General features: G+C 64.3%; 19 protein-coding genes. 16 read left to right on the top strand and 3 right to left on the bottom strand.

The features are described 5' to 3' along the window. Positions 1 to 37: 37 nt before the first annotated feature. Complete coding sequence (locus tag V6E02_RS05805; protein ID WP_347307831.1) at positions 38 to 352, bottom strand: (2Fe-2S) ferredoxin domain-containing protein; 315 nt, start codon at positions 350 to 352, stop codon at positions 38 to 40. A 55-nt stretch (positions 353 to 407) separates the two neighbouring features. Next, positions 408 to 779 (bottom strand): nucleotide pyrophosphohydrolase, encoded by a 372-nt coding sequence (locus tag V6E02_RS05800; protein ID WP_347307830.1) that lies wholly within the window; start codon positions 777 to 779, stop codon positions 408 to 410. Between the two features lie 308 nt (positions 780 to 1,087). Between V6E02_RS05800 and V6E02_RS05795 the strand changes: the two genes are divergently transcribed. From V6E02_RS05795 to V6E02_RS05720, 16 genes are read left to right on the top strand one after another with little or no spacing between them, the layout of a single operon-like run. Next, positions 1,088 to 1,708, top strand: a complete 621-nt coding sequence (locus V6E02_RS05795; RefSeq protein ID WP_347307829.1) for an XrtA/PEP-CTERM system exopolysaccharide export protein — start codon at positions 1,088 to 1,090, stop codon at positions 1,706 to 1,708. Positions 1,709 to 1,750: 42 nt separating this feature from the next. Continuing rightward, positions 1,751 to 3,289, top strand: a complete 1,539-nt coding sequence (locus V6E02_RS05790; RefSeq protein ID WP_347307828.1) for an XrtA system polysaccharide chain length determinant — start codon at positions 1,751 to 1,753, stop codon at positions 3,287 to 3,289. Between the two features lie 18 nt (positions 3,290 to 3,307). Next, positions 3,308 to 4,246, top strand: coding sequence for an XrtA-associated tyrosine autokinase (locus tag V6E02_RS05785; protein ID WP_347307827.1), 939 nt, complete (start codon positions 3,308 to 3,310; stop codon positions 4,244 to 4,246). A gap of 36 nt (positions 4,247 to 4,282) precedes the next feature. Further along, a complete protein-coding gene (locus tag V6E02_RS05780) occupies positions 4,283 to 5,809 on the top strand; it encodes a TIGR03016 family PEP-CTERM system-associated outer membrane protein (RefSeq protein ID WP_347307826.1) in 1,527 nt (508 codons plus the stop codon). A gap of 13 nt (positions 5,810 to 5,822) precedes the next feature. Next, positions 5,823 to 6,821, top strand: coding sequence for an XrtA/PEP-CTERM system-associated ATPase (locus V6E02_RS05775; RefSeq protein WP_347307825.1), 999 nt, complete (start codon positions 5,823 to 5,825; stop codon positions 6,819 to 6,821). Continuing rightward, on the top strand, positions 6,814 to 7,971 hold the full coding sequence (gene wecB, locus V6E02_RS05770) for a non-hydrolyzing UDP-N-acetylglucosamine 2-epimerase (protein WP_347307824.1): 1,158 nt from the start codon (positions 6,814 to 6,816) through the stop codon (positions 7,969 to 7,971). The genes V6E02_RS05775 and wecB overlap by 8 nt, the downstream gene beginning before the upstream one ends. Beyond that, positions 7,968 to 8,804, top strand: a complete 837-nt coding sequence (locus V6E02_RS05765; RefSeq protein ID WP_347307823.1) for an XrtA system polysaccharide deacetylase — start codon at positions 7,968 to 7,970, stop codon at positions 8,802 to 8,804. The genes wecB and V6E02_RS05765 overlap by 4 nt, the downstream gene beginning before the upstream one ends. After that, positions 8,762 to 9,829: a FemAB family XrtA/PEP-CTERM system-associated protein gene (locus V6E02_RS05760; RefSeq protein ID WP_347307822.1), complete on the top strand. Its 1,068-nt coding sequence runs from the start codon at positions 8,762 to 8,764 to the stop codon at positions 9,827 to 9,829. The genes V6E02_RS05765 and V6E02_RS05760 overlap by 43 nt, the downstream gene beginning before the upstream one ends. A gap of 38 nt (positions 9,830 to 9,867) precedes the next feature. After that, positions 9,868 to 11,106, top strand: coding sequence for a TIGR03087 family PEP-CTERM/XrtA system glycosyltransferase (locus V6E02_RS05755; protein WP_347307821.1), 1,239 nt, complete (start codon positions 9,868 to 9,870; stop codon positions 11,104 to 11,106). After that, positions 11,103 to 12,620 carry an exosortase A gene (xrtA, locus tag V6E02_RS05750; protein WP_347307820.1) on the top strand — a complete coding sequence of 506 codons (1,518 nt, stop codon included), beginning with the start codon at positions 11,103 to 11,105 and terminating at the stop codon, positions 12,618 to 12,620. The genes V6E02_RS05755 and xrtA overlap by 4 nt, the downstream gene beginning before the upstream one ends. After that, positions 12,617 to 13,777 (top strand): TIGR03088 family PEP-CTERM/XrtA system glycosyltransferase, encoded by a 1,161-nt coding sequence (locus V6E02_RS05745; RefSeq protein ID WP_347307819.1) that lies wholly within the window; start codon positions 12,617 to 12,619, stop codon positions 13,775 to 13,777. The genes xrtA and V6E02_RS05745 overlap by 4 nt, the downstream gene beginning before the upstream one ends. Before the next feature lie 17 nt (positions 13,778 to 13,794). Continuing rightward, the gene (locus V6E02_RS05740; RefSeq protein WP_347307818.1) at positions 13,795 to 15,744 is read left to right on the top strand and encodes an XrtA/PEP-CTERM system amidotransferase; all 1,950 of its coding nucleotides are present in this window, start codon (positions 13,795 to 13,797) and stop codon (positions 15,742 to 15,744) included. After that, complete coding sequence (locus V6E02_RS05735) at positions 15,744 to 16,958, top strand: TIGR04063 family PEP-CTERM/XrtA system glycosyltransferase (RefSeq protein WP_347307817.1); 1,215 nt, start codon at positions 15,744 to 15,746, stop codon at positions 16,956 to 16,958. The genes V6E02_RS05740 and V6E02_RS05735 overlap by 1 nt, the downstream gene beginning before the upstream one ends. Next, on the top strand, positions 16,951 to 18,153 hold the full coding sequence (locus V6E02_RS05730) for a glycosyltransferase (RefSeq protein ID WP_347307816.1): 1,203 nt from the start codon (positions 16,951 to 16,953) through the stop codon (positions 18,151 to 18,153). Before V6E02_RS05735 ends, V6E02_RS05730 begins: the two co-directional genes overlap by 8 nt. Then, complete coding sequence (locus V6E02_RS05725; RefSeq protein ID WP_347307815.1) at positions 18,150 to 19,502, top strand: phenylacetate--CoA ligase family protein; 1,353 nt, start codon at positions 18,150 to 18,152, stop codon at positions 19,500 to 19,502. The genes V6E02_RS05730 and V6E02_RS05725 overlap by 4 nt, the downstream gene beginning before the upstream one ends. Then, positions 19,499 to 20,800 (top strand): putative O-glycosylation ligase, exosortase A system-associated, encoded by a 1,302-nt coding sequence (locus tag V6E02_RS05720; protein ID WP_347307814.1) that lies wholly within the window; start codon positions 19,499 to 19,501, stop codon positions 20,798 to 20,800. The genes V6E02_RS05725 and V6E02_RS05720 overlap by 4 nt, the downstream gene beginning before the upstream one ends. On the opposite strand, the gene V6E02_RS05715 is transcribed toward V6E02_RS05720, so the two are convergent. Then, complete coding sequence (locus V6E02_RS05715; RefSeq protein ID WP_347307813.1) at positions 20,754 to 22,562, bottom strand: asparagine synthetase B family protein; 1,809 nt, start codon at positions 22,560 to 22,562, stop codon at positions 20,754 to 20,756. The genes V6E02_RS05720 and V6E02_RS05715 overlap by 47 nt on opposite strands. Positions 22,563 to 22,622: the final 60 nt, after the last annotated feature.

Raw genomic sequence — 22,622 nt, 5'->3', positions numbered from 1 at the left:
GCTGGTGGGCGGGTGTCACGGACTTGCGTCATCCTTGCTAGCTGATTCTGAGCCGCTCGACCACGCGGCCATGGACCAGATGTTCTTCGATGATTTCGTCGATGTCCGCGTGATCCACGTAGGTGTACCAAACCCCCTCGGGATAGACCACCAGCACCGGTCCTTCGCTACAACGATCCATGCAGCCCGCGGTGTTGATGCGGCACTTGCCGGGGCCGTTGAGATCCAGTGCCTTGATGCGCCGCTTGGCGTAGTCGCGCATGGCCTGCGCACCATGATCGGCACAGCAGGCCGCGCCATCCTCGCGCTGGTTGGTGCAGAAGAAGACGTGATAGCGGTAGTAAAGGGACATCGTCGTCAGGCAGCCAAAAGGTCATTATACCGGGCCCAATCCGCTGCCGGCTTGGTCACCGAAGTTGGTCGTATTTGCGGCTGTGGCCACGTGCCTTGTCCACCGGATACTTGCGCGCGTTGATTTCCAGCTTGGCGAAGGCCGCCTCGAGAGGGTCGATGTCCAAAACGTCCGCCAGACGCACGAGATAAATCAGCACATCGCCAATCTCTTCTGCCACGGCGCGGCGCGTTTCCGGGTCGAGGCTCAGGCTTTGTTCTTGCGTCAGCCACTGGAAGGGTTCCAACAACTCGGCCGCTTCCACGATCAGGGCCATGGCCAGGTTCTTGGGGCTATGGAACTGCTCCCAATCCCGTTCCCGCGCGAAAGCCCGGAGCCGGGCGCGCAGGCTGGCGAGGTCGTGCGCCGGTAAAGTGGAATCGGTCATGTCAAGCTCCTGAAAAGCCGCCATTCTGGCAGAAGATCGTCAGGTGTGGCGCGGGCGGGCTTGCTGTGGGCCCTGATCCCGCGCATGATGGGCGCAACACCCCCGTCATGCGCCGCCTATAACCTTTGGCCGATTGTATGGCCCAAATATTGCATGCTCTCATACCCGGTTTCCAGCGCAACGCTTCCGAACGCGCGGCGGCTGAAGAAAATGCCATGAGATCTTATACTTGCTTGCCACAATTGATGTGTCTTAGCAAGAACGCTTGTGCCGGGAATTCATCATCGGGATCTTCAAGGAGGGGAAAAATGAACCGAGTCATCACGCCTGTCTTCGCGCTTCTGGCGGCCACGCTCCTTGCGGCCGGCTGTGCCAGCACGGGTGATTTTGCGCCCGCGCCGGCGAAGGCCGACATCAAGGGTGCGCCGGATTACTTGATCGGCCCTGGCGACTCCCTGAGCATCCAAGTGTGGCGCAACCCGGAAGTGTCCACGAGCGTCACGGTGCGCCCCGACGGCAAGATCAACACCCCCCTGGTGGATGACATGGTGGCCGCCAACAAAACCCCTACCCAGCTCGAGCGGGATCTGGAAAAGCATCTGGCCAAGTTTATCCAGGATCCCATCGTGACCGTGATGGTCACCGGCTTTAACGGCCCCTACAGTCAGCAGATTCGTGTCATCGGTCAGGCGGCCAAGCCCCAGGCCCTGCAGTATCGCGAAAAGATGAGTCTGATGGACGTGATGATCGCGGTGGGTGGCATCACCGATTTCGCCGCGGGTAACAAGGCCACCATCGTGCGCACCTATGGGGGCAAGCAGCAGCAGTTCTCCGTGCGCCTGGACGATCTCATCCGTGGCGGCGACATTTCCGCCAACGTGGAGATGATGCCGGGTGATGTGCTGATCATTCCGGAAAGCTTCTTCTGACCAGGCCTGACCCGGCTACGCGCCGGTACCGAGGGGTGCGCCATGCATGAAGTCCTTGCCAAACTGATGTCCTATCTGCGCGCCATGTGGCTGCGCCGCTGGTATGCGGTGGTGGTCGCCTGGTTGATCGCCCTGGTCGGCTGGACCTGGGTGTATCTCACCCCCAACCGTTACGAGGCGACGGCGCGCGTGTACATCGACACCCAGTCCATCCTCAAGCCGCTCATGTCCGGGCTCACCGTGGCACCCAACATGGATCAGATCGTGACCATGATGACGCGCACCCTGATCTCCCGGCCCAACATGGAAAAGGTGGCGCGCATGACCGACCTGGACGTCAGCGCCAAGACGCCCAAGGAAATGGAGGCTCTGCTCGACGGGCTGGCCAACGACATCAAGCTGGAGGCGGCGCGGGGCGACAACCTCTATGTCATCCGCTATCAGCACCGGGATCCGGAAACGGCCAAGCGAGTGGTGCAGTCTTTGCTCACCATCCTGGTGGAAAGCAGCCTGGGCACCAAGCGCAAGGACACGGACACCGCCAAACGCTTCATCCAGGACCAGCTCAAGAGCTACGAGGAAAAGCTGGTCGCTTCGGAGAACGCGCTCAAGGAGTTCAAGCAGAAGCACGTGGGCCTGATGCCGGGAGAAGGCGGCGACTATTTTGCCAAGCTGGCCGCCGCCCAGCAGGCGCTATCAGAAGCCCAACTGGCGCTGCGGGAGGCGGAGTCGCGGCGTGACCAGTTGAAGCGCCAGCTCGCCGATGAGCGTCCCGAGATCGAGAAGGAAGCCCAACCCCTAGGGGCCGCCAATCCGGAGCTCGATGCCCGCATCCAGGAGCAGCAGCGGCGGCTCGATCAGTTGCGACTGGTTTATACCGAACGCCACCCGGACGTGGTCGCCACCAAACGCCTCATTGACCAACTGGAAGCCCAGAAGCGGGAGGAGGCGAAGAATCGCAAGCCCACCGCTGTCTCCGCGGGGAGCTCACCCAATCCCTTCTACCAGCAGCTCGGCATCGCCCTGGCGGAGGCCGAGGCCAACGTGGCCTCCCTCAAGGCGCGCGTGAACGAGTTGGCTGCGCGCCACGCCCAGCTCAAGCATGCGGTCAACATGGTGCCCCAGGTCGAGGCCGAGCTCACCCAGCTCACCCGCGACTATGAGGTGCAGAAGGCCAATTACGAGCAGCTGCTCAAGCGCCTGGAATCGGCGGAGATCTCCGAACAAATGGAATCCAAGACCGAGGTCATCGACTTCCGTGTGGTGGATCCGCCGCGCGTGCCCTCCAAGCCCGCCTTCCCCAACCGGCCGCTGCTTTTGTCGCTGGTGCTTTTGGTGGCCCTTGGCGCGGGGGTCGCGGTGGCCTTCCTGGTGAGCCAGATCATTCCCGTCATTCCGGATCGTACGGCGCTGCGCGCGGTGGCCGACTATCCTATCCTGGGTTCGGTTTCCATGGTGTGGAGTCCCGCCCAGAAACGGCAGCGGCGGCGGGGCCTTGCGGCCTTCGCGGCCGCCGTGGGCAGTCTGATCGGTGCTTGGGGCGCGCTTGTCTCCGCCCTCGCGCTGCTTGGCCGCGCCTGACCTAGCGGGGAGCAAACCATGAGTCTGATCGAAAAAGCCGTCAACAAACTAGCCGGCGAGACTGCGCCCGCCGCCTCCCAGGAAGACGACAGCCAGCACACTGCCGCTCCCGCAGCAAAACGGGATCTCATCGCCCAGGCGATGGCGAAGCAGACCAGCTCCGGCACGCCCGGCCGCGAGCCGGCGCGCAGCGCCGCGCCGGTCACGGCCCAGAGCGTCATGGTCAACTTGGCGCGCTTGAAAAGCGCTGGCTTCGTCACGCCGGACGCCGAGCGGACCGAGATCGCCGAAGAGTTCCGTCTCATCAAGCGTCCCCTGCTGATCAATGCTACCGGTCAGGGCGGCGAGGCGGTGCCGCGCGGCAACATGATCCTGGTGACCAGTTCCCTGCCGGGCGAAGGCAAGACCTTCTGTGCCATCAACCTCGCCATTTCCATCGCCATGGAGATGGACCGCACGGTGCTCCTGGTGGATGCCGACGTGGCCAAGCCCAAGCTAATGCAATACCTGGGCGTGCCGGGCGAGAAGGATGGACTGCTCGACGTCTTGCGCAGCGACGGGCTCGCGCTGCCAGACGTGTTGCTTAAGACCAACATCGAGAAACTCACCCTCCTGCCCGCGGGCAAGCCCTACAAGCATGCCACCGAGCTTCTGGCCAGCGAGGCAATGAACCGCTTGGTGGATGACATGGCCAATCGCTATTCCGACCGCATCGTCATCTTCGATTCGCCGCCGCTGCTGGCCACCTCGGAGGCGAGCGTGCTGGCTTCCCACATGGGCCAGATCGTGATGGTGGTGGAGGCGGACCACACGCCCCAAAGCGCCTTGCGCGAAGCGTTGGAGCTGATCGAGGATTCGGGCGCCGCCATCAGCCTCCTGCTCAACAAGACGACCGGCCCCCAGAGTGCCGGTGGCTACTACGGCTATGGCTATGGTTACGGCAAATATGGCACCTGAACGGTGACGGAAGACACGGGGAGGATCAGGACCAAGATGGAGAAGAGCCACCACCTGCGTCTCGCGCTGCTGCTGGCGGCGTTGCCGGCCCTGCCCGCGACCTACGGCGCCGACTGGAAGCTGGAAGCGGGCCTCACGGCGAAGGAGACCTACACCGACAACGTGGACTTGTCCGCGGCCAATCGCAACAGCGATTTCATCACCGAGCTTGCGCCCTACGTCACCCTTTCGAAGAAGGGCGCGCGGCTGGAAGCAGACTTCTCCTACCGCATGCGAAACCTATTCTATGCCGATGAGTCGAGCCGCAGCCGTACTTTCCACCAGCTCGCGGCGCGCGCGAAGGCGGAGCTCTACCAAGAGGAACTGTTCTTGGATGCCACGGCCACCATCAGCCAGCAGATCACGTCCCTGCTGGGGCCCATCGGCGCCGACACTGCCACCACCGCCGGCAACGTCACCAACGTAAGCCAGATCACGTTGAGCCCCTATTGGCAGCACCGCTTTGGCCCCACCGCGAACGGCCTTCTGCGCTACACCCACAGTGAAGTGCGTTCCGGAAACGGCGTGTCCGATTCCACCGTCGATGGCGTGCAGGTGGCCTTGACCAGCGGCAGCGCGTTCCGGGGCGTTTCCTGGGGCCTGCACCACAGCAGCCAGAGCATCGACTACCGAAGCCGCCCGGATGTGCGTTTTTCCACCACCTACGGCACGCTTGGCTACCGCATCCAACCCCGCCTGCAGCTCACGGCCACGGCCGGCTACGACGACAACAACTACGTGCCCCTGGCGGGCAAGAAAGCGGCCGGCAGCTTCTGGCAGGTGGGGGCGACCTGGAATCCCACCTCGCGCAGCGAGCTGTCGGCCTTCACCGGCGAGCGTTATTTCGGCAAGACCTATGGCCTGAAGCTCGATCACCGCATGCGCCGCACCAACTGGCATGCCGGCTACAGCCGGGACGTGACGACCTTCACCAGCCAGTTCACCGTGCCGGCCACGCTCTCCACTGCGGCCTTTTTGGATGCGCTGTATCAGGCAAGCATCCCGGATCCCACCGCCCGAGCGCAGTTCGTGGCGACCCTGATTAGTCTGCTCAACCTGCCCGCCACGCTGAGCGACCCCCTCCACATCTTGTCGCAGCTGGTCTATCTGCAAAAGCGCTTCGATGCCTCGGTGGCTTTTTCCACCGCCAAGACCACCACCGTGTTGTCTTATTACGATCTCTCCCGCGAGGCGCTGGAATCCGGCACCACGGCGGGTAGCCTCATCGCCGGCGGGCCCTTCGCCAGCACCAACACCATCAAGCAGCGGGGCGTGAATTTCGGTGTCTCCTGGCGTCTGTCGCCGCGGCTCACGGCCACCGGCTCCGCGAGTTTCACCCGTAACCGCTTCACCGTGCTCAACCGCACTGACAACCTCAAGGTGTTCAATCTGGGTCTTGCGCGCAGCTTCAATCCGCAGCTCACCGGCAGCCTCAACCTGCGACACCAGCAACGGGATAGCGACGTCGCCGGTGCAGACTTCCGGGAGAACGCCGTGATCGGCACCCTCAACTACCAGTTCTGAGCAGGACGCCGCCGTGTACGAAGCGTTTTATCGCCTACGGGCCAAGCCTTTTTCCCTCAATCCGGACCCGCGCTTCTTCTTCGGCAGCAAGGGCCACAAACGGGCCATGGCCTATCTGGAATACGGCCTGAGCTTGAAGGAGGGCTTCATCGTCATCACCGGCGAGATCGGTGCCGGCAAGACCATGCTGGTGCGCAACCTGTTCAAGAAGCTGGAGCACGAGGACGTGGTGGCTGCGCAGATCGTCTCTACCCAGCTCGACGCCGACGATATGCTGCGTTCCGTGGCGGGCGCTTTCGGGCTGGAGCAAGAGGGTCTGAACAAGGCTTCGCTGCTCAAGAAGCTGGAGAGCTACCTGCTTTCCGTGCACCGCCAGGGCAAGCGGGCGCTCTTGGTGGTGGATGAGGCGCAGAACCTCTCGCCGCGGGCGGTGGAGGAGCTACGCATGCTGTCCAATTTCCAGCACGGCAACGAGCCATTGCTGCAAAGCTTCCTTCTCGGCCAGCCGGAATTCCGCGCCACTTTGCAGAGCGAGGAATTGCAGCAGCTCAAGCAGCGGGTGATCGCCTCCTATCACCTCTCTGCCATGGATGCGGCGGAGACCCGCGCCTACATCCAGCATCGCCTCGACCTGGTCGGCTGGCAGGGCGACCCTTCCATCAGCGACGCCGCCTACCAGCTGATCCATGAGTTCACGGGAGGCATTCCGCGTCGCATCAACACCCTCTGCGACCGGCTCATGCTGTTGGGTTTCCTGGCGGAGAAGCATCATTTCGACCGGGCGGAAGTGCAGGAGGTGATCGACGATCTCTCCCAGGAGGTGGTCTACAGCACGGCGCCCGTTAAGCCCAAACCGGGGCTTGCCGCCGTGCCGGCGGCGCAGGGCGCGCCGGGCCTGGAGGAACGGATCGAAGGCATCGAACGGTCGTTGAACCGCCTGTTGGCCATGATGCGCAAACTGCTGCATACCCTGGGCGAGGACAAGGCCGGGGAGCGCATTTCCCATGGCTGAGCATCCCGACGCGCTGCAAGGTGGCGTGCTGTGCGTGGTGGGCGCACGTCCCAATTTCATGAAGATCGCGCCGATCATGGCGGCGTTCGCCGAATCCGGCATTCCTGCGCGGCTGCTGCACACCGGTCAGCACTACGACGAAGCCATGAATCAGCGCTTCTTCGCCGATTTGGGCATCCCTGAGCCGGACATCAACCTGGAAGTGGGCTCGGGCAGTCACGCCCAGCAGACTGCCGAGATCATGCGCCGCTTCGAGCCCGTGTTGGACGCACTGCGGCCGCGCGCGGTACTGGTGGTGGGCGATGTCAATTCCACCATCGCCTGCGCCCTGGTGGCGGCAAAAAAAGGCGTGGCGGTGATCCACGTAGAGGCCGGTTTGCGCAGCTTCGACCGCAGCATGCCGGAAGAGATCAACCGGGTGCTCACCGACCAGCTCTCGGACCTGCTCTACACCACCGAACGATCGGCGGCTACCAATCTGGCGCGGGAAGGCATCGACCCGTCGCACATCCATTTCGTCGGCAACGTGATGATCGACACCCTGCGCCACAACCTGCCGCGGGCGGTGCCCGTGGCGGTCACTCTGGCCACTGCCGGTGTCACGGATTCGCTTGCCCCCGGCGGCTATGGCGTGCTCACCCTGCATCGTCCCTCCAACGTGGACCACGCGCCTACCCTCACCCGCCTGCTTGCCACCATGAAGGAGATCGCGCTACAGCTGCCCTTGCTGTTTCCCTTGCACCCGCGCACGCGAGCGCGCATCCGAGAGTTTGGCCTGGAGAAGCTGATCAGCGATTCCCGCATCCATCTCCTGCCGCCCCAAGGCTACTTGGAAATGCTGGGCCTTATGCGCGATGCCCGCCTGGTGCTCACCGATTCCGGCGGCATCCAAGAGGAAACCACCGCACTGGGCGTGCCCTGCCTCACGCTGCGCGAGAACACCGAGCGGCCCATCACGGTGGAGGAAGGCACCAACACGCTGGTGGGATCTTCGCGTGAGGCCATTCTGGCCACGGTTGCCGATATCCTCGCCACCGGCGGCAAGGCGGGGCGGCTGCCGGAATACTGGGACGGTCAGGCGGCACGGCGCATCGCCGCGCACCTGTCGGGCTGGCTCAAGCTTCCATGCGCAAGGACGAAAGCGGCATGAAAAACGCCATGACCATCGACGTGGAGGATTACTTCCACGTCTCCGCCTTCGCTCGCCACATTCCCCGCGAGCACTGGGAGCATCTCCCCTGCCGCGTGGAGCGCAACGTGGAGCGTATCCTAGTTCTGCTCGCCGAGCACGGCACCCATGCCACCTTCTTCACCCTGGGCTGGGTGGCGGAGCGCTATCCGGGGCTCGTGCGTCGCATCGTCGCGGCGGGGCATGAGCTTGCCAGCCACGGTTATGCCCACCGGCGCGCCAGTGAGCAAAGTCGCGCGCAGTTCCGCACCGACATTACGCGCGCCAAGTGCATCCTGGAAGACACCGCGGGGGTACCGGTGCTGGGTTATCGGGCGCCGAGCTTTTCCATCAACCATCACAACCTATGGGCTTTGGATGAGCTGGCGCAGGCCGGTTACCGCTACAGCTCCAGCATTTACCCCGTGCGCCACGACCACTACGGCATGCCGGATGCGCCGCGCTTCGCCCACCATCCACGCGGCCAGGATGGCGTGATGGAACTGCCCGCTACCACGGTGCAACTTTTCGGACGCAATCTGCCCGCTGCCGGTGGCGGCTGGTTCCGCTTGTTGCCCTATCCCATTTCGCGCTGGATGCTCAACCGCGTGAACCGGCGTGATGGCCAGCCCGGCATCTTCTACTTTCATCCGTGGGAAATCGACCCGGACCAACCGCGTCAGCGCGGCGTGGGCGCCAAGACCCGCTTCCGGCACTACGTCAACCTATCGCGCATGGAAGGTCGCCTCAACCGTCTGCTCGAGGATTTCCAATGGGACCGGATGGACCGCATCTTCTTGAACGCGACGCACTGAGGCTTGCGGTACGCACCCTCACGGCCGCCGACACCGCGCGCTGGGACGCCTTCGTTGCGGCCTGCCCGGAGGCCACCTTTTTCCACCGCGCGGGCTGGAAAACCGTGATCGAGCGCGCCTTCGGTCACCGCACCCATTACCTGTTCGCCGAGCGTGATGGGACCATCGTGGGCGTGCTGCCTCTCACGGAAATCAAGAGCCGCCTGTTCGGCCACGCGCTGATTTCCAACGCGTTCTGCGTCTATGGCGGAATCGCCGCCACGGACGAAGACGCGCGCCAGGCCCTGGATACGCATGCCAGGGCGCTGGCGCGGCAACTTTGCGTCGGCCATCTGGAATACCGGAATTTGCGCCCCTTCCACCGCGACTGGCCGACCCAAGACCTCTACTACACCTTTCGTAAGGAAATCGCGCCCGACGTGGAGACCAACCTCAAGGCCATCCCCCGCAAGCAGCGCGCCATGGTGCGCAAGGGCATGAAGCATGGCCTCAAGGCCGAGTTCGATGGCGACGTGGAGCGCTTCTACGCCCTGTTCGCCGATAACGTGCACCGCCACGGCACGCCTGCGCTGCCGCGTCGCTATTTCGCGCTCCTCAAAGAAGTGTTTGGTGCAGATTGCGACGTGCTCATCGTGACCCACGCCGGGCGGCCGGTATCGGGTGTCCTCACCTTCTGGTTTCGCGATGAGGTGCTCCCCTATTACGCGGGCGACGTACCAGTTGCGCGCGAATTGGCGGCCAACGATTTCAAGTACTGGGCGCTGATGCGTCATGCCTGCGAGCGCGGCTACCGCGTGTTCGACTACGGACGCAGCAAGCGCGGCACCGGCCAATTCGATTTCAAGAAGAACTGGGGCTTCGAACCCCAGCCCCTGCATTACGAGTACGACCTCGTGCGCTTGCCCGCCATTCCCCAGCACAACCCTGCCAATCCCAAGTACCGGCTGTTCATTGCCTTGTGGAAGCGCTTGCCCTTGCCCGTGGCCAATGCTTTGGGTCCTGCCATCGTCAAGAACCTGGGATGAGGCTCTGCCACGCCAGACGGATCCGGAACGAAGGCCGCATGAACGACCTGCTCTACCTGGTGCACCGCATTCCTTACCCACCCAACAAGGGGGATAAAATCCGCTCCTTTCACCTGCTGCGCCATCTGGCGCGGCGGCATCGGGTACACTTGGGCGCGTTCGTGGACGATCCTGCCGACTGGGCGCAGGCACCGGCTCTGCGCGAATGGGTGCGGGGTGAGCTCTGCCTGCGGCCACTGACCCGACCGCGTGCCCTATTGCGAAGCCTCACCGGCTTTGTGACCGGCGAGCCCCTTTCCCTCCCCTATTATCGCGATGGCCCCATGCAGCGCTGGGTCGAGGCGCGCCTCGCCGCCGGTGTCGGCCAGGTGCTGGTCTATTCGTCCTCGATGGCGCCCTATGTGCTGGCGCACGATGGGCTGCGGCGGGTGATCGATTTCGTGGACATCGATTCGGACAAGTGGCGCCAGTACGCGGCGCGCCGCCCCTGGCCGCTGAGTGTGCTTTATCGGCGCGAGGCTTATCGTCTGTTTGCCTTCGAGCGGCAAGTGGCGCTTAGCTTCGATGCCGCCACCTTCGTTTCCGAGACGGAGGCGGCGCTGTTTTGTCGCCTCGCGCCGGAGGTCGCCGCCCACGTGTCCGCCTTCAGCAACGGCGTGGACACGGATTACTTCTCGCCGGCAGAAGCGGGCGCGAATCCGTACCCCGCTGGCACCCAGGCGCTGGTGTTCACGGGTGCCATGGACTACTGGGCCAACGTGGATGCGGTCTGCTGGTTCGCGTCCCAAGTCTGGCCCTCCCTACATGCCCGTCATCCTGCGGTTGTCTTCTACATCGTTGGCGCGCGGCCCACTCCTGCGGTGCAGGCCCTGGCCCGACAGCCGGGGGTGGTGGTCACTGGCAGCGTGCCCGACGTGCGGCCCTGGCTCGCTCACGCCCAGGCCGCCGTCGCACCCTTGCGCATCGCGCGCGGCATCCAGAACAAGGTGCTGGAGGCCATGGCCATGGCACGCGCCACGGTGGTCTCGCCCCAGGCGCTGGAAGGCATCCGCGCGCGACCGGACGAAGAGGTCGTGGTGGCAGAGGGTGCGGCCGAGTTTCTCGCCCGCTTGGGCGAATTGCTCGACGATCCGGCACGCGCCACCGCCATCGGCCAGCGCGCCCGCGCCCGGGTGCTCACCGATTACGGCTGGGACGTTCATCTCGCGCGCGTGGATGCTCTGCTCACCGGCGCGCAGACAGACTCTTCTCACCAGAAGTGCGAGGCCCAGGTATGAATGTCCCCAGCAACCGACCCTGGCCTCGCGCCGCCTGGCTCACCCTGGCGGGTGTGGTGGTGCTGTTCTTCATCTACTGGTCCACGGTGGCCTCTACTGTGGCCATCTGGCGGCGTTCCGAGACCTTCGCCCATGGCTTTCTCATCTTTCCCATCTCTGCCTGGCTCATTTGGCAGCGCCGCCGGGAGATCGCCGCCTTGACTCCGGTACCGGACTGGCGCGGCCTGATCCTGCTCGCGGTGCTGGGGCTCGCCTGGCTCGCCGCGGAGGTGGCGCGGGTGCTGGTGATCCAGCAGCTCGCCCTGGTGGCCATGGTTCCTGCGCTGGTGTTCACCTTGCTGGGTTGGCGCATCACCTGGGCCATGGCCTTTCCCCTGGCCTTCCTCCTGTTGGCCGTACCCATGGGCGAATTCCTGATTCCGCCCATGATGGAGTTCACCGCCGACTTTACCGTGGCCGCGCTGCGCCTCACCGGTATTCCCGTCTATCGCGAGGGCACCTTCTTTACCATTCCCAGTGGCAACTGGTCGGTGGTGGAAGGTTGTAGTGGCCTGCGCTACCTCATCGCTTCCTTCACCCTCGGCACCCTCTATGGCTACCTCACCTATCGCAGTCTGAAAAAGCGCTTGCTGTTTGCCTTGGCTTCCATTGTCGTGCCCATCATCGCCAATGGCCTGCGCGCCTACATGATCGTGATGATCGCCCACCTGTCGGACATGCGGCTGGCGCTGGGGGTGGACCATTACATCTACGGCTGGGTGTTCTTCGGCGTTGTCATGCTGCTTTTGTTCTGGATCGGTTCCTTCTGGCGTGAAGACGAGCGGGTCAAGCCCGCGCCGCCCGTGGTGGAGTATGGGTGGGGACTGCCGGGAGGACTCAAGCCCATGCTCGCTGCTAGCCTTATCATCGCCGGATTCTGGCCTGCCTATGCGGCCTACGTGGAAGGCCTTGCCCCGAACAACCTGGCAGTGCGCCTGCAAGCCCCCGCTGGGCGCAATGGCTGGCGCCTGGTGGCCCCGGTCACCGACTGGCGGCCCGAGTACAAGGGCATGGACGCAAGCCTGCACCAGACCTACGGCAAGGACGGGCGCGTGGTGGGCGTCTTCCTCGCCTACTACCGCTACCAGCGCCAGGATGCGGAGCTCATCAACAGTCAGAACGTGATGGTGCGCCAAAAGCATCCCGTGTGGAGCAACGTGGGCGAAGCCGCGCAAGTGGTCGAGTTGGCCGGTCGCCCGGTCACCGTGATCGAGACCCGACTCAGATCCCCGCACCAGCGCCTGCTAGTCTGGCATTGGAACTGGCTCAACGGCCCCTTCACCGTCAACCCCTACTGGGCCAAGTTCTACGAGGCGCGGGCGCGTCTTTTGGGCCACTGGGACGATGCCGCGGCCATCATCGTCTATACGCCCTACGAAGAACGGCCGGAGAACGCGGCGCGGACACTACAGGACTTCCTGCGGGACATGCTGCCTGCGCTCACGGCCAAGTTGGAGCAGGCGGCGGAGACGTGAGCACGCCCAGTGTTCCTCTCATTGCCCACCTGGTGCACCAGTTCGACACGGGCGGGTTGGAAAACGGGATGGTGAATCTGTTGAACCGCATCCCGCCCGAACGCTATCGTCATGCCGTCGTCTGCCTCACGGGCTTTGGCGATTACCGGCTGCGCATCACCAATCCCGCGGTGAGCTTCCATGCCCTGAACAAGCGGCCGGGCAAGGACCCGGGTTGCTACCTGCGGCTGGCGCGCCTCTTTAAGCAGCTTGCGCCGGACCTCGTGCATACGCGCAATCTCTCCGCGCTGGAAGGCCAATTCGTTGCCGCGGCCTGTGGCGTGCGCGCGCGGATTCACGGCGAGCATGGGCGCGACGTGTTCGACCTGGAAGGCAAAAGCCGCAAATACAATCTGCTGCGCCGCCTGGCGCGACCCCTGGTGACGCGCTACATCGCCGTGTCGCAGGATCTCGCGCGCTGGCTGGTGCACACCGTGGGCGTGGCGCCAACGCGGGTGACCCAGATCTACAACGGCGTAGATGGGGAACGCTTCCATCCCCGCGTGGGCCCCCGCCCCGCCATCGGTCCGGCTGGTTTCGTGGAGGCAGCCAGCGTGGTGATTGGTAGCGTGGGTCGCATGGCCGCGGTGAAGGACTTCCCCACCCTCATGCAAGCCTTCGTGCGGGTGGCCAGCCTGCGACCCCAGGCACGCTTGGTAATCATCGGCGAGGGAGTGAGCCGTGGCCACTGCCAGGCCATGGCCGAGGCAGCGGGCATCGTGGACCGGGTCTGGCTGCCAGGGGAGCGGACCGACATTCCCACCCTGATGCGAGCCATGGATGTGTTCGTTCTGCCTTCGCTGGGCGAGGGCATTTCCAACACCATCCTGGAGGCGATGGCGAGTGGTCTGCCGGTGGTGGCGACCCACGTCGGCGGCAATCCCGAGCTGGTGGAGGAGGGCGTCACCGGCCGCCTGGTGCCACCGGGGCGGCCCGATGAACTGGCACGGGCGTTGCTTGAATACGTGGACGACGCGGCAAAGCGCGCACGCGCGGGCGACGCCGCGCGGGCCCGCGTGGATGCGCGCTTCAGTCTGGATGCCATGGTGCGCGGATATCTTGGCGTTTATGACGAGGTCCTGGCGCGCTGCCCGGCCCGCGCCACGGGCCGGGGCTGAGACGAAAACCTTCAACCATGTGCGGCATCGCAGGCATTTTCGACCTCCACGGCGAACGTTCCATCAACCGGATCTTGCTTGCGCACATGAACGAGCGCCAGCACCACCGTGGTCCGGACGAAACGGGGCTGCACCTGGAGCCTGGTCTGGGGCTTGCCCACAAGCGCCTGTCCATCATCGATCTTGCTGCCGGCCAGCAACCCCTGTTCAACGAAGACGGCAGCGTGGTGGTTGTGTTCAACGGCGAGATCTACAACTTCCAGCAACTCGTGCCTGAGCTTACCGCGCGCGGTCACGTGTTTCGCACCCATTGCGATACCGAGGTCATCGTCCATGCTTGGGAGGAATGGGGCGAAGCTTGTGTCGAGCGTCTGCGGGGGATGTTCGCCTTTGCCCTGTGGGACCGCAACCGCCGCACCCTGTTCCTCGCTCGCGACCGTTTTGGCGTCAAGCCGCTCTTTTATGCGCTATTGCCGGACGGCCAGTTTCTGTTCGGCTCGGAACTCAAGGTCCTCACCGCCCATCCACGGTTGCCACGTGTCCTGGATCCCTTGGCGGTGGAGGAGTATTTCGCCTATGGCTACATTCCCGAGCCACGCACCATCTATCGCGACGCTTTCAAGCTGCCGCCCGGCCACACCCTCACCCTGCGCCGCGGCGAGCCGCTGCCTGGGCCGCGCCAGTACTGGGACATTCCCTTCCGTCCGGTGGGGCGACTGTCCCTGGCAGACGCGCAGCAGGAATTGGTGCACCGCTTGCGCGAAGCGGTCGGCATCCGCCTCATGGCGGAAGTACCCCTGGGGGCTTTTCTCTCCGGCGGCGTGGACTCCAGCGCCGTGGTGGCGATGATGGCGAGCCTGTCGCCTGAGCCGGTCAACACCTGCTCCATCGCCTTCAGGGATCCGGCTTTCGACGAAGCCAGCTTCGCCCAGCAAGTGGCGCAGCGCTACGGCACGCGCCACCACGTGGAAACGGTGGACACGGATGACTTTAGCCTCATCGACACGCTGGCCGCGCTCTATGACGAACCCTTCGCCGACTCCTCGGCGCTGCCGACCTATCGGGTGTGCGAACTCGCCAAGCGTCACGTCACCGTTGCCCTTTCCGGCGACGGTGGGGACGAGAGCTTCGCCGGCTATCGGCGCTATCGCTGGCACCTCTACGAAGAGCGGCTGCGCAGCCTCATGCCAGCTGGTCTGCGGCAACCCCTGTTCGGCCTGCTTAGCCGGTTTTATCCCAAGCTCGACTGGGCGCCGAAAGTGTTGCGCGCCAAGTCCACCTTCGAGGCCCTGGCGCGGGATACGGTGGCCGGCTATTTCCACGGCGTGTCCGTCCTGGGTGATCCCCTGCGCAACAGGCTATTTAGCACCCGCTTCAAGCGCGAACTGCAGGGCTACCAGGCGGTGGAAGTCCTGCGCCGCCACGACGCTCGCGCGCCCCAGGACGATCCGGTCTCGCGCGTGCAATATCTGGACATGAAAACTTACCTGGTGGGCGATATCAACACCAAGGTCGATCGCGCGAGCATGGCCCATGCGCTGGAGGTGCGCGAGCCTCTGCTGGATCACGTCTTCATGGAATGGGTGTCGGGCCTGCCGCGCTCACTGAAACTACATGGTCGCCAGGGCAAGTACGTGTTCAAGAAGGCGATGGAACCCTATCTGCCGCACGAAGTACTCTATCGCCCCAAGATGGGCTTCGCCGTTCCCCTGGCGCGCTGGTTCCGCGGGCCGCTGAAAGAGCGCGTGCGCGAGGCCGTGCTGGGCGAACGTCTGGGCGACACGGGCTGGTTCGACATGGCCTTTCTTTGCGAGATGGTGGATGAGCACATGAGTGGCCGGCGTGACCATAGCGCGGCCTTGTGGAGCGTCCTCATGTTCGAAGCGTTCCTGCGCCTCAAGGAAGCTGGCGTTGACGCCTTCGAGCGCGATGGGAGACTTGCCACCGCGTCGGCGGGAGGTCGCTGATGCGCATCCTCCACGTCTTCGACCATTCCCTGCCCCTGCACTCGGGTTACACGTTTCGGAGTGCGGCCATCCTGCGCGAGCAGCGGGCGCTGGGCTGGGAAACCTTCCACCTCACCGGCCCGCGCCAGGTTAAATGCGAAGTGGCGGAGGAAGAGGTGGACGGCCTGCATTTCTACCGTACCGCGCCGCCTACTGGTCTGATGAGCCGGCTGCCGGCGGTCAACCAGCTGGCCGACATGCTGGCCCTGAAGCGGCGTCTTGCCGAAGTCATCGACACCGTCCGCCCAGACATCGTGCACGCCCACTCACCGCAGTTGAACGCCATTCCAGCCCTGCGCGCCGCTCATCGGCGCGGCATTCCGGTGGTGTACGAGGTGCGCGCCTTCTGGGAGGACGCCGCGGTGGACCACGGCACCACCACCGAGGGCAGTCTGCGCTATCGTCTGTCCAAGCACCTGGATACTTACGCCTTCAGGCGCGCGGATGCCGTCACCTGCATCTGCGAGGGGCTGCGTTCCGACATTGTCGCGCGCGGCATCGCCCCGGAGAAGGTGACCGTGATACCCAACGGGGTGGACATCGAGAAATTTCCCCTCGGCAATCCGCCGGATGAGACGCTCAAGGCGCGGTTCGGGCTGACTGGCGCGCGGGTGCTGGGCTTCATCGGCTCCTTCTATGCCTACGAGGGGCTCGATCTATTGCTCGCCGCCTTGCCGAAGATTCTGCAGCAGGCGCCCGACGTGCGCGTGCTGCTGGTGGGCGGCGGGCCGCAGGAGGGCCTGCTGCAGCGCCAGGCGGAGGCGCTGGGCATCGCCGACAAGGTGGTTTTCACCGGTCGCGTGCCCCATGCCGAGGTCAACCGCTACTACGATCTGATCGATCTGTTGGTCTATGCACGCCATCGCATGCGTCTTACCGAACTGGTCACGCCCCTCAAGCCCCTGGAGGCCATGGCCCAAGGCCACCTGTTCGTCGCCTCCGACGTGGGTGGCCACCGGGAACTGATCTGCCACGGCGAAACCGGCTGGCTGTTTCCCGCGGACGACACCGCGGCCCTGGCGCGGGCCGTGCTGCAGGCTTTCGCCAACCGTCACCGCTGGGAGGAGATGCGTGCGCGCGCCCGCCGCTTCGTGGAAACGGAACGCAACTGGAAGGCGAGCGTGGCCCGCTACCACCAGGTCTATGAAGATGCACGGAGACGGCACTGTGGCTGAAAGCCCGCGCCTGGTGGTTTTTTCCTCTTTGTTTCCGAGCAGCGTCCAGCCCGCGGCAGGGCTGTTCATCCGCGAGCGCATGTTCCGTGTCGCGCGCCACCTGCCCCTGCTGGTGGTGGCACCCGTGCCCTGGTTTCCTCTCCAGGGCCTCATCCGTTTGTTCCGCGCGGGCTATCGTCCCATGCCGCCGCTCAAGGAAGTGCAACAAGGCATCGTCGTCTGGCATCCCCGCTTCCTCTCGGTGCCCGGCCTGTTCCGTAGCTGGGACGGCTTGCTCATGGCGGTCTTTTGTCTGCCCCTGCTCAGGCGGCTTAAGAGGGAATTCGGGTTTGATGTGATCGACGCCCATTTCGCCTACCCCGACGGCTACGCTGCCACCTGGCTCGGGCACTGGCTTCACGTGCCGGTCACCATCACCCTGCGCGGCACGGAAGTGCCCCATGCCCTCCACCCGGGCAAGCGCCGTCGCATGCTGGTGGCGCTTGAGCGGGCGGCCCGCGTGTTCGCCGTGGCGGAGGCCCTCGCGCGCCATGTGGTGAGCCTGGGCGCGGATCCGAGCAAAATCCAGGTCGTGGGCAATGGTGTCGATACCCACGTCTTCCACCCGGAAGACCGGGCGGAGGCAAGGGCGCGGCTGTCTCTTCCTCCTGAAGCCAAGATACTGGTCTCCGTGGGCGGGCTGGTGGAACGCAAGGGTTTTCATCGCGTGATCGCGCTGCTGCCGCACTTGCTGCGCGAGTTTCCTGACCTCCTTTATCTCATCGTCGGCGGCGCCTCGCCGGAAGGAGACATGCGCGCCCAGCTCGAACAGCAGGTGGCGCAGCTGGGGCTTGCGCGCCACGTGCGGTTTTTGGGCGTGGTCCCGCCGCAACAACTGCGCTGGCCCCTGTCCGCGGCCGACGTGTTCGTGCTGGCTACCCGCAACGAAGGCTGGGCCAACGTCTTCCTGGAAGCCATGGCCTGCGGACTGCCCGTGGTAACCACCGACGTGGGCGGCAACCGCGAAGTGGTGCGCGACGAGAACCTCGGCTATGTGGTGCCCTTCGGTGATGAAAGCGCGCTATGCGAGGCACTCGCCAAGTCGCTGCGCCGGCAGTGGGATCGCGAGCACATCCGCGCCTACGCGGCCGAGAATTCCTGGGATACCCGCATCGCAACCCTGGTCACCCGTTTCCGGGAGCTGGCAGCGATATGAGTGGCGCTTACACTTGGCTGGTCGCTCACGTGCTGTTTCCTCTGCATGAGCGGCTCAAGGGGCACGACACGGTCAAGCTGCGCCGGCGCTTGGAGGAAAGCCAATGGTGGCCACGGGAAAAGATCGAGGCCATCCAGCTCCTTCGCCTGCGACGCCTTCTTGCCCGCGCCCAGGTGCACGTGCCCTATTATCGGGCGTTGTTCGCGCGCGTCGGGTTCGATCCCGGGCGAGTCGAGCGTGTTGCCGATCTTGGCAGCCTGCCGTTTCTCACCAAGGCCGACATTCGCGCCAATCTGGAAGCGTTGAAAGCGGACGATGCCCAGGGTCTGGCGCGATCCAACACGGGGGGCTCCAGCGGCGAGCCCTTGATCTTTTTCATCGGCAAACAGCGTGTTTCCCACGACGTGGCGGCGAAATGGCGCGCCACCCGCTGGTGGGGTGTGGACATCGGTGATCCGGAAATCGTGGTCTGGGGTTCGCCCATCGAACTTTCCCGCCAGGACCGTTTGCGGGCCTGGCGCGACCGCGTGCTGCGCAGCCATTTGCTTCCCGCCTTCGAGATGTCGCAAGCCCGGTTGGATGGCTATCTGGCAACGATCCGCCGCATGCGGCCGCACATGTTGTTCGGTTACCCATCCTCCCTTGCGCTGATCGCGCAGCACGCCGAGAAACGAGGGGTGGTGATGCACGATCTGGGCATCCGGGTCGCCTTCGTCACCTCGGAGCGGCTCTACGATCACCAGCGGGAGACAATATCCCGCACCTTCGGCTGCCCGGTGGCCAATGGCTACGGGGGCCGCGATGCGGGTTTCATCGCCCATGAGTGTCCAGCCGGCGGCATGCACATTACGGCGGAAGACATCCTCGTGGAAATCGTGGATGAGGCCGGCCGCGTGCTACCGCCGGGGGAAGCGGGCGAGATCGTGGTCACCCATCTCGCCACTGGCGATTTCCCGTTCATCCGCTATCGCACGGGCGACGTGGGGGTGCTGGACGATCGATCCTGTGCCTGTGGTCGCGGGCTACCGCTGCTCAAGGAGATCCAGGGCCGCAACACGGACTTCGTCGTGGCGCAGGACGGCACGGTGATGCATGGCCTAGCGCTCATCTACGTGGTGCGTGACGTGCCGGGTGTCGCCCAGTTCAAGATCGTGCAGGAAAGCGCGGAATTCACCCGCGTGCTTTTGGTGACTGGCCCCGAATTCCAGGAAACGTCACTGGCCGCGATCCGCACCGGCCTTGCCCGTCGCCTTGGCAGTGGTGTGAAGATCGAAATCGAGCGGGTGGCCGAGATTCCCCGCGAGGCTTCCGGCAAATACCGTTATATCGTCAGCAAGGTGGCGCCATGAGGGATTTGCTGCTGGCAGTGGTGTTCTTCGGCGTCCTGCCTTTTGCACTGGCGCGACCCCATTGGGGACTGTATCTGTATTCCTGGATCAGTTACATGAACCCCCATCGGCTGGCCTATGGCTTCGCCTATTCCTTTCCCTGGGCTTATCTCGCCGCGCTCGCCACGCTGGTGGGCGTGCTGTTTTCCAAGGAACCGAAACGCATGCCCTGGACGCGGGAGATGACGGTGCTTCTGCTGCTCGCGCTATGGTGGACCTTCACCACTTTCTTCGCCTTCTATCCCGAACTCGCTTGGAGCCAATGGGAAAAGGTGATGAAGATCATGGCCATGATCTTCATCACGCCCCTAGTGATCAACGACCGGCACAAGCTACGTCTATTGGTGTGGGTGATCGTGCTCTCCCTCGGCTTCTACGGCATCAAGGGTGGCATCTTCACCATCGTCCATGGCGGCGTGTATCGCGTGCAAGGGCCAATGGGATCCTTCATCGGTGGCAACAATGAGATCGCGCTGGCCCTGCTGATGACCATTCCTCTCATGCGCTATCTCCAGCTCACGGAAAAGCACCGCCTCATCCGGCTGGGGCTGACGGCCGCAATCGTGCTCACCGCGCTCGCCGCCATCGGCAGCCAGTCGCGGGGCGCCTTGGTGGGAGCGGCGGTGATGGCCACCATGTTCTGGTGGAAGAGTCGCAACAAGTTTGTTACGGCCATCCTGGTGGTGATGGCTGCGGGTCTGATTTATCTCATCATGCCGGCCCAGTGGTATGAGCGCATGCAGACCATCGAAAGTTACGAAGAAGACGCCTCCGCGCTGGGCCGCATCAACGCCTGGTGGACCGCTTACAACGTGGCCAAGGCACGCATCACGGGCGGCGGCTTCGAGATGTTCCAGGAACCGACTTTCCAGGTTTACGCACCGGAGCCGGATCGGGTACACGACGTGCACTCCGTCTATTTCGAACAATTGGGCGAGCACGGTTTTCCCGCTCTGGCCCTGTGGCTGTTATTGGGGGTTCTCACCTGGCGCACGGGTTCCTGGGTGCTGCGCCGGGTGAGAAAGGATCCGGACAAGAAATGGGCGGCAGACCTGGCGGCCATGGGCCAGGTGACCATGATGGCCTACTACGCCGCCGGCGCTTTTCTGGGGTTGAGCTACTTCGACCTCTACTACCACGTGCTCATGCTGGTCATCCTCGCCAAGGTGGTCCTGCTCCAGGAGGAAAGAGCCACGCAGGCGGTAGCAGCAGTCAGAGGGAAAGGGAATGGGCGGCCAGCCACTGTTCAAGCATCATGACCACCCAGATCATGACGCCGTAGTAGCTGCTATGCTCGGCTTCGTGGGCGGCGATCAGGCGGTCGAGATAGGCCTTGCGCAAAATGCCGCGGCCGCGGAAGGCGTGCAGGCTGTCCAGGGCGAGCGCATTGAGAGTTGCATCTGCCTTCATCCAGACGCCGAAGGGCAGCCCGAAGCCGTGCTTGCGCTTGGTGAGGATCTCGCGCGGCAGAAAATCCTGCAGCGCTTCTTTGTAGAACCAACGCAGGCTTGCTCCGCGGACCTTGAAGGAGGGCGGCAGCGCGCTGGCGAAATCCACCAAGCGCTCGTCCAGCATGGGGTAACGCACCTCGATACCGGCGAGTTCCGCCATGCGCTCCACCTTGCGCAGGTCGTTGTCCGCCAGGGTCTGTTTCCAGTCCAGGTGCAGCATGCGGTTAATGGGATGGCGCGCCCGTGTGCGGAAATACGCCTCGCGCTGGATGGCGAGCGGTCGTTCCGTGTCCACGGCCTCGAGAAATGCACGATCGAAAATTTCTGGCAGGGGATCCCGGTGCAGGAAGTTGTAGGTCTCCAGGCGATCGGGCAAGGGAATGCGCGCCTGTTCCACATAGCGTTTGGCCTTGCGCAAAACTGCGCGGCCATCGGGCAGCCGACGGGCGAGAGGTTCGATCACTGCGCTGCGCAAGCTGGATGGCAGTCTCTGGTAGTGCTCGAACATCATCTGCTTCGCGTAACGGGCATTGCCACCAAAAATTTCATCACCGCCGTCGCCCGCCAGCAGCAGCGGCAGGCCCGCCTCCCGCGCGCGCAGGGCACAGTAGTAGGTGGGCACGGCCGAGGCGTTGCCAAAGGGTTCGTCGTAGGCCTGAGCGATGAGAGGAATGGCTGCGGCCACGTCGGCGGGTGTGACGTAGTATTCGTGGGGCGTGAGCCCGAAATGGCGTACCGCGATGCGGGCGTAGCCCATCTCATCGTAGCCCTCGGCGGCAAAGCCGATGGAAAAACTGTCGGCATGGCCTGCTACCCGCGCCAGCATGCCGCAAACGGTGGAGCTATCCAGTCCACCCGAGAGAAAGGCGCCGGCGCGATCTTTCTCCAGCGCGGCGCGCACAGCCTCCTCCAGCAAGGAATGCAGTTGGCTAGCGCGCGCGTCGAAAGCATTCGTCTCTGCGTCTTCCCAGATGGCTTCCCAGTAGAAGCCGCGCTCGCTCCGGCCATCGCGCCAGAGCAGATACTGCGCCGGCAGGAGCTTTTCCACGCCACGGTAGATGCTGTCGGGCGAGGGCACCATGTGCGCGTGGAGATAATCGAACAGCCCCTGGGCCGACAGCCGGGCGCCCACCGCCGGATGCTGCGTCACACTGTCGAGATTGCGACCGAACACCACGCCTTGGGGCGACGCGGCAAAGCCCAGTTTTTCGATGCCCATGCGGTCGAGGGCCAAAAGCAGGGTGCGTGTGGCGGGTTCCATCAGGGCCAGGGCGAAGCCACCGCGCAAGGCGTTAAGCACATCCAGGCCGTGACGGCGAAAGCCTTGAGCCACCGCTGCCGCCGGACCGTGCTCGGCTGCGATCGCCGCCAGCGCGTCATCGGCGAATCGCACCCGGCCGTGAAGCGCGACGGCCAGGCCCGCCTGGAAATGGCCCGAAGCGCGGCCGAAGGGCGAATGGACGGCAAGACCCGCGTCCGGCTGCAGCACGATGGGCGATGCGCCTTGCCCCATCCCATGGAGCACGTCGGCCGCATCATCGGTGCGAATACCCAGCCAGCCGCAAAGCATGAAACCTCCCTCGTGGCGGAGCGTGCGCGGCGTCCACTGGCACGCGGGCAGTGTGCGCGG

The organism is Thiobacter sp. AK1 (assembly GCF_039822265.1).
GTDB lineage: Bacteria > Pseudomonadota > Gammaproteobacteria > Burkholderiales > Thiobacteraceae > Thiobacter > Thiobacter aerophilum.
This window is presented reverse-complemented; position numbering and strand designations above follow the sequence as displayed.

What these genes read in the sequence shown, in the direction of transcription:
- V6E02_RS05765 (WP_347307823.1), top strand. Translation starts at nt 7,968, where the DNA reads ATGAAAAACGCCATGACCATCGACGTGGAGGATTACTTCCACGTCTCC.
- V6E02_RS05740 (WP_347307818.1), top strand. Translation starts at nt 13,795, where the DNA reads ATGTGCGGCATCGCAGGCATTTTCGACCTCCACGGCGAACGTTCCATC.
- V6E02_RS05785 (WP_347307827.1), top strand. Translation starts at nt 3,308, where the DNA reads ATGAGTCTGATCGAAAAAGCCGTCAACAAACTAGCCGGCGAGACTGCG.
- V6E02_RS05735 (WP_347307817.1), top strand. Translation starts at nt 15,744, where the DNA reads ATGCGCATCCTCCACGTCTTCGACCATTCCCTGCCCCTGCACTCGGGT.
- V6E02_RS05805 (WP_347307831.1), bottom strand. Translation starts at nt 352, where the DNA reads ATGTCCCTTTACTACCGCTATCACGTCTTCTTCTGCACCAACCAGCGC.
- wecB (WP_347307824.1), top strand. Translation starts at nt 6,814, where the DNA reads ATGGCTGAGCATCCCGACGCGCTGCAAGGTGGCGTGCTGTGCGTGGTG.
- V6E02_RS05755 (WP_347307821.1), top strand. Translation starts at nt 9,868, where the DNA reads ATGAACGACCTGCTCTACCTGGTGCACCGCATTCCTTACCCACCCAAC.
- V6E02_RS05800 (WP_347307830.1), bottom strand. Translation starts at nt 779, where the DNA reads ATGACCGATTCCACTTTACCGGCGCACGACCTCGCCAGCCTGCGCGCC.
- V6E02_RS05725 (WP_347307815.1), top strand. Translation starts at nt 18,150, where the DNA reads ATGAGTGGCGCTTACACTTGGCTGGTCGCTCACGTGCTGTTTCCTCTG.
- V6E02_RS05795 (WP_347307829.1), top strand. Translation starts at nt 1,088, where the DNA reads ATGAACCGAGTCATCACGCCTGTCTTCGCGCTTCTGGCGGCCACGCTC.
- V6E02_RS05790 (WP_347307828.1), top strand. Translation starts at nt 1,751, where the DNA reads ATGCATGAAGTCCTTGCCAAACTGATGTCCTATCTGCGCGCCATGTGG.
- V6E02_RS05780 (WP_347307826.1), top strand. Translation starts at nt 4,283, where the DNA reads ATGGAGAAGAGCCACCACCTGCGTCTCGCGCTGCTGCTGGCGGCGTTG.
- V6E02_RS05720 (WP_347307814.1), top strand. Translation starts at nt 19,499, where the DNA reads ATGAGGGATTTGCTGCTGGCAGTGGTGTTCTTCGGCGTCCTGCCTTTT.
- xrtA (WP_347307820.1), top strand. Translation starts at nt 11,103, where the DNA reads ATGAATGTCCCCAGCAACCGACCCTGGCCTCGCGCCGCCTGGCTCACC.
- V6E02_RS05715 (WP_347307813.1), bottom strand. Translation starts at nt 22,562, where the DNA reads ATGCTTTGCGGCTGGCTGGGTATTCGCACCGATGATGCGGCCGACGTG.
- V6E02_RS05760 (WP_347307822.1), top strand. Translation starts at nt 8,762, where the DNA reads ATGGGACCGGATGGACCGCATCTTCTTGAACGCGACGCACTGAGGCTT.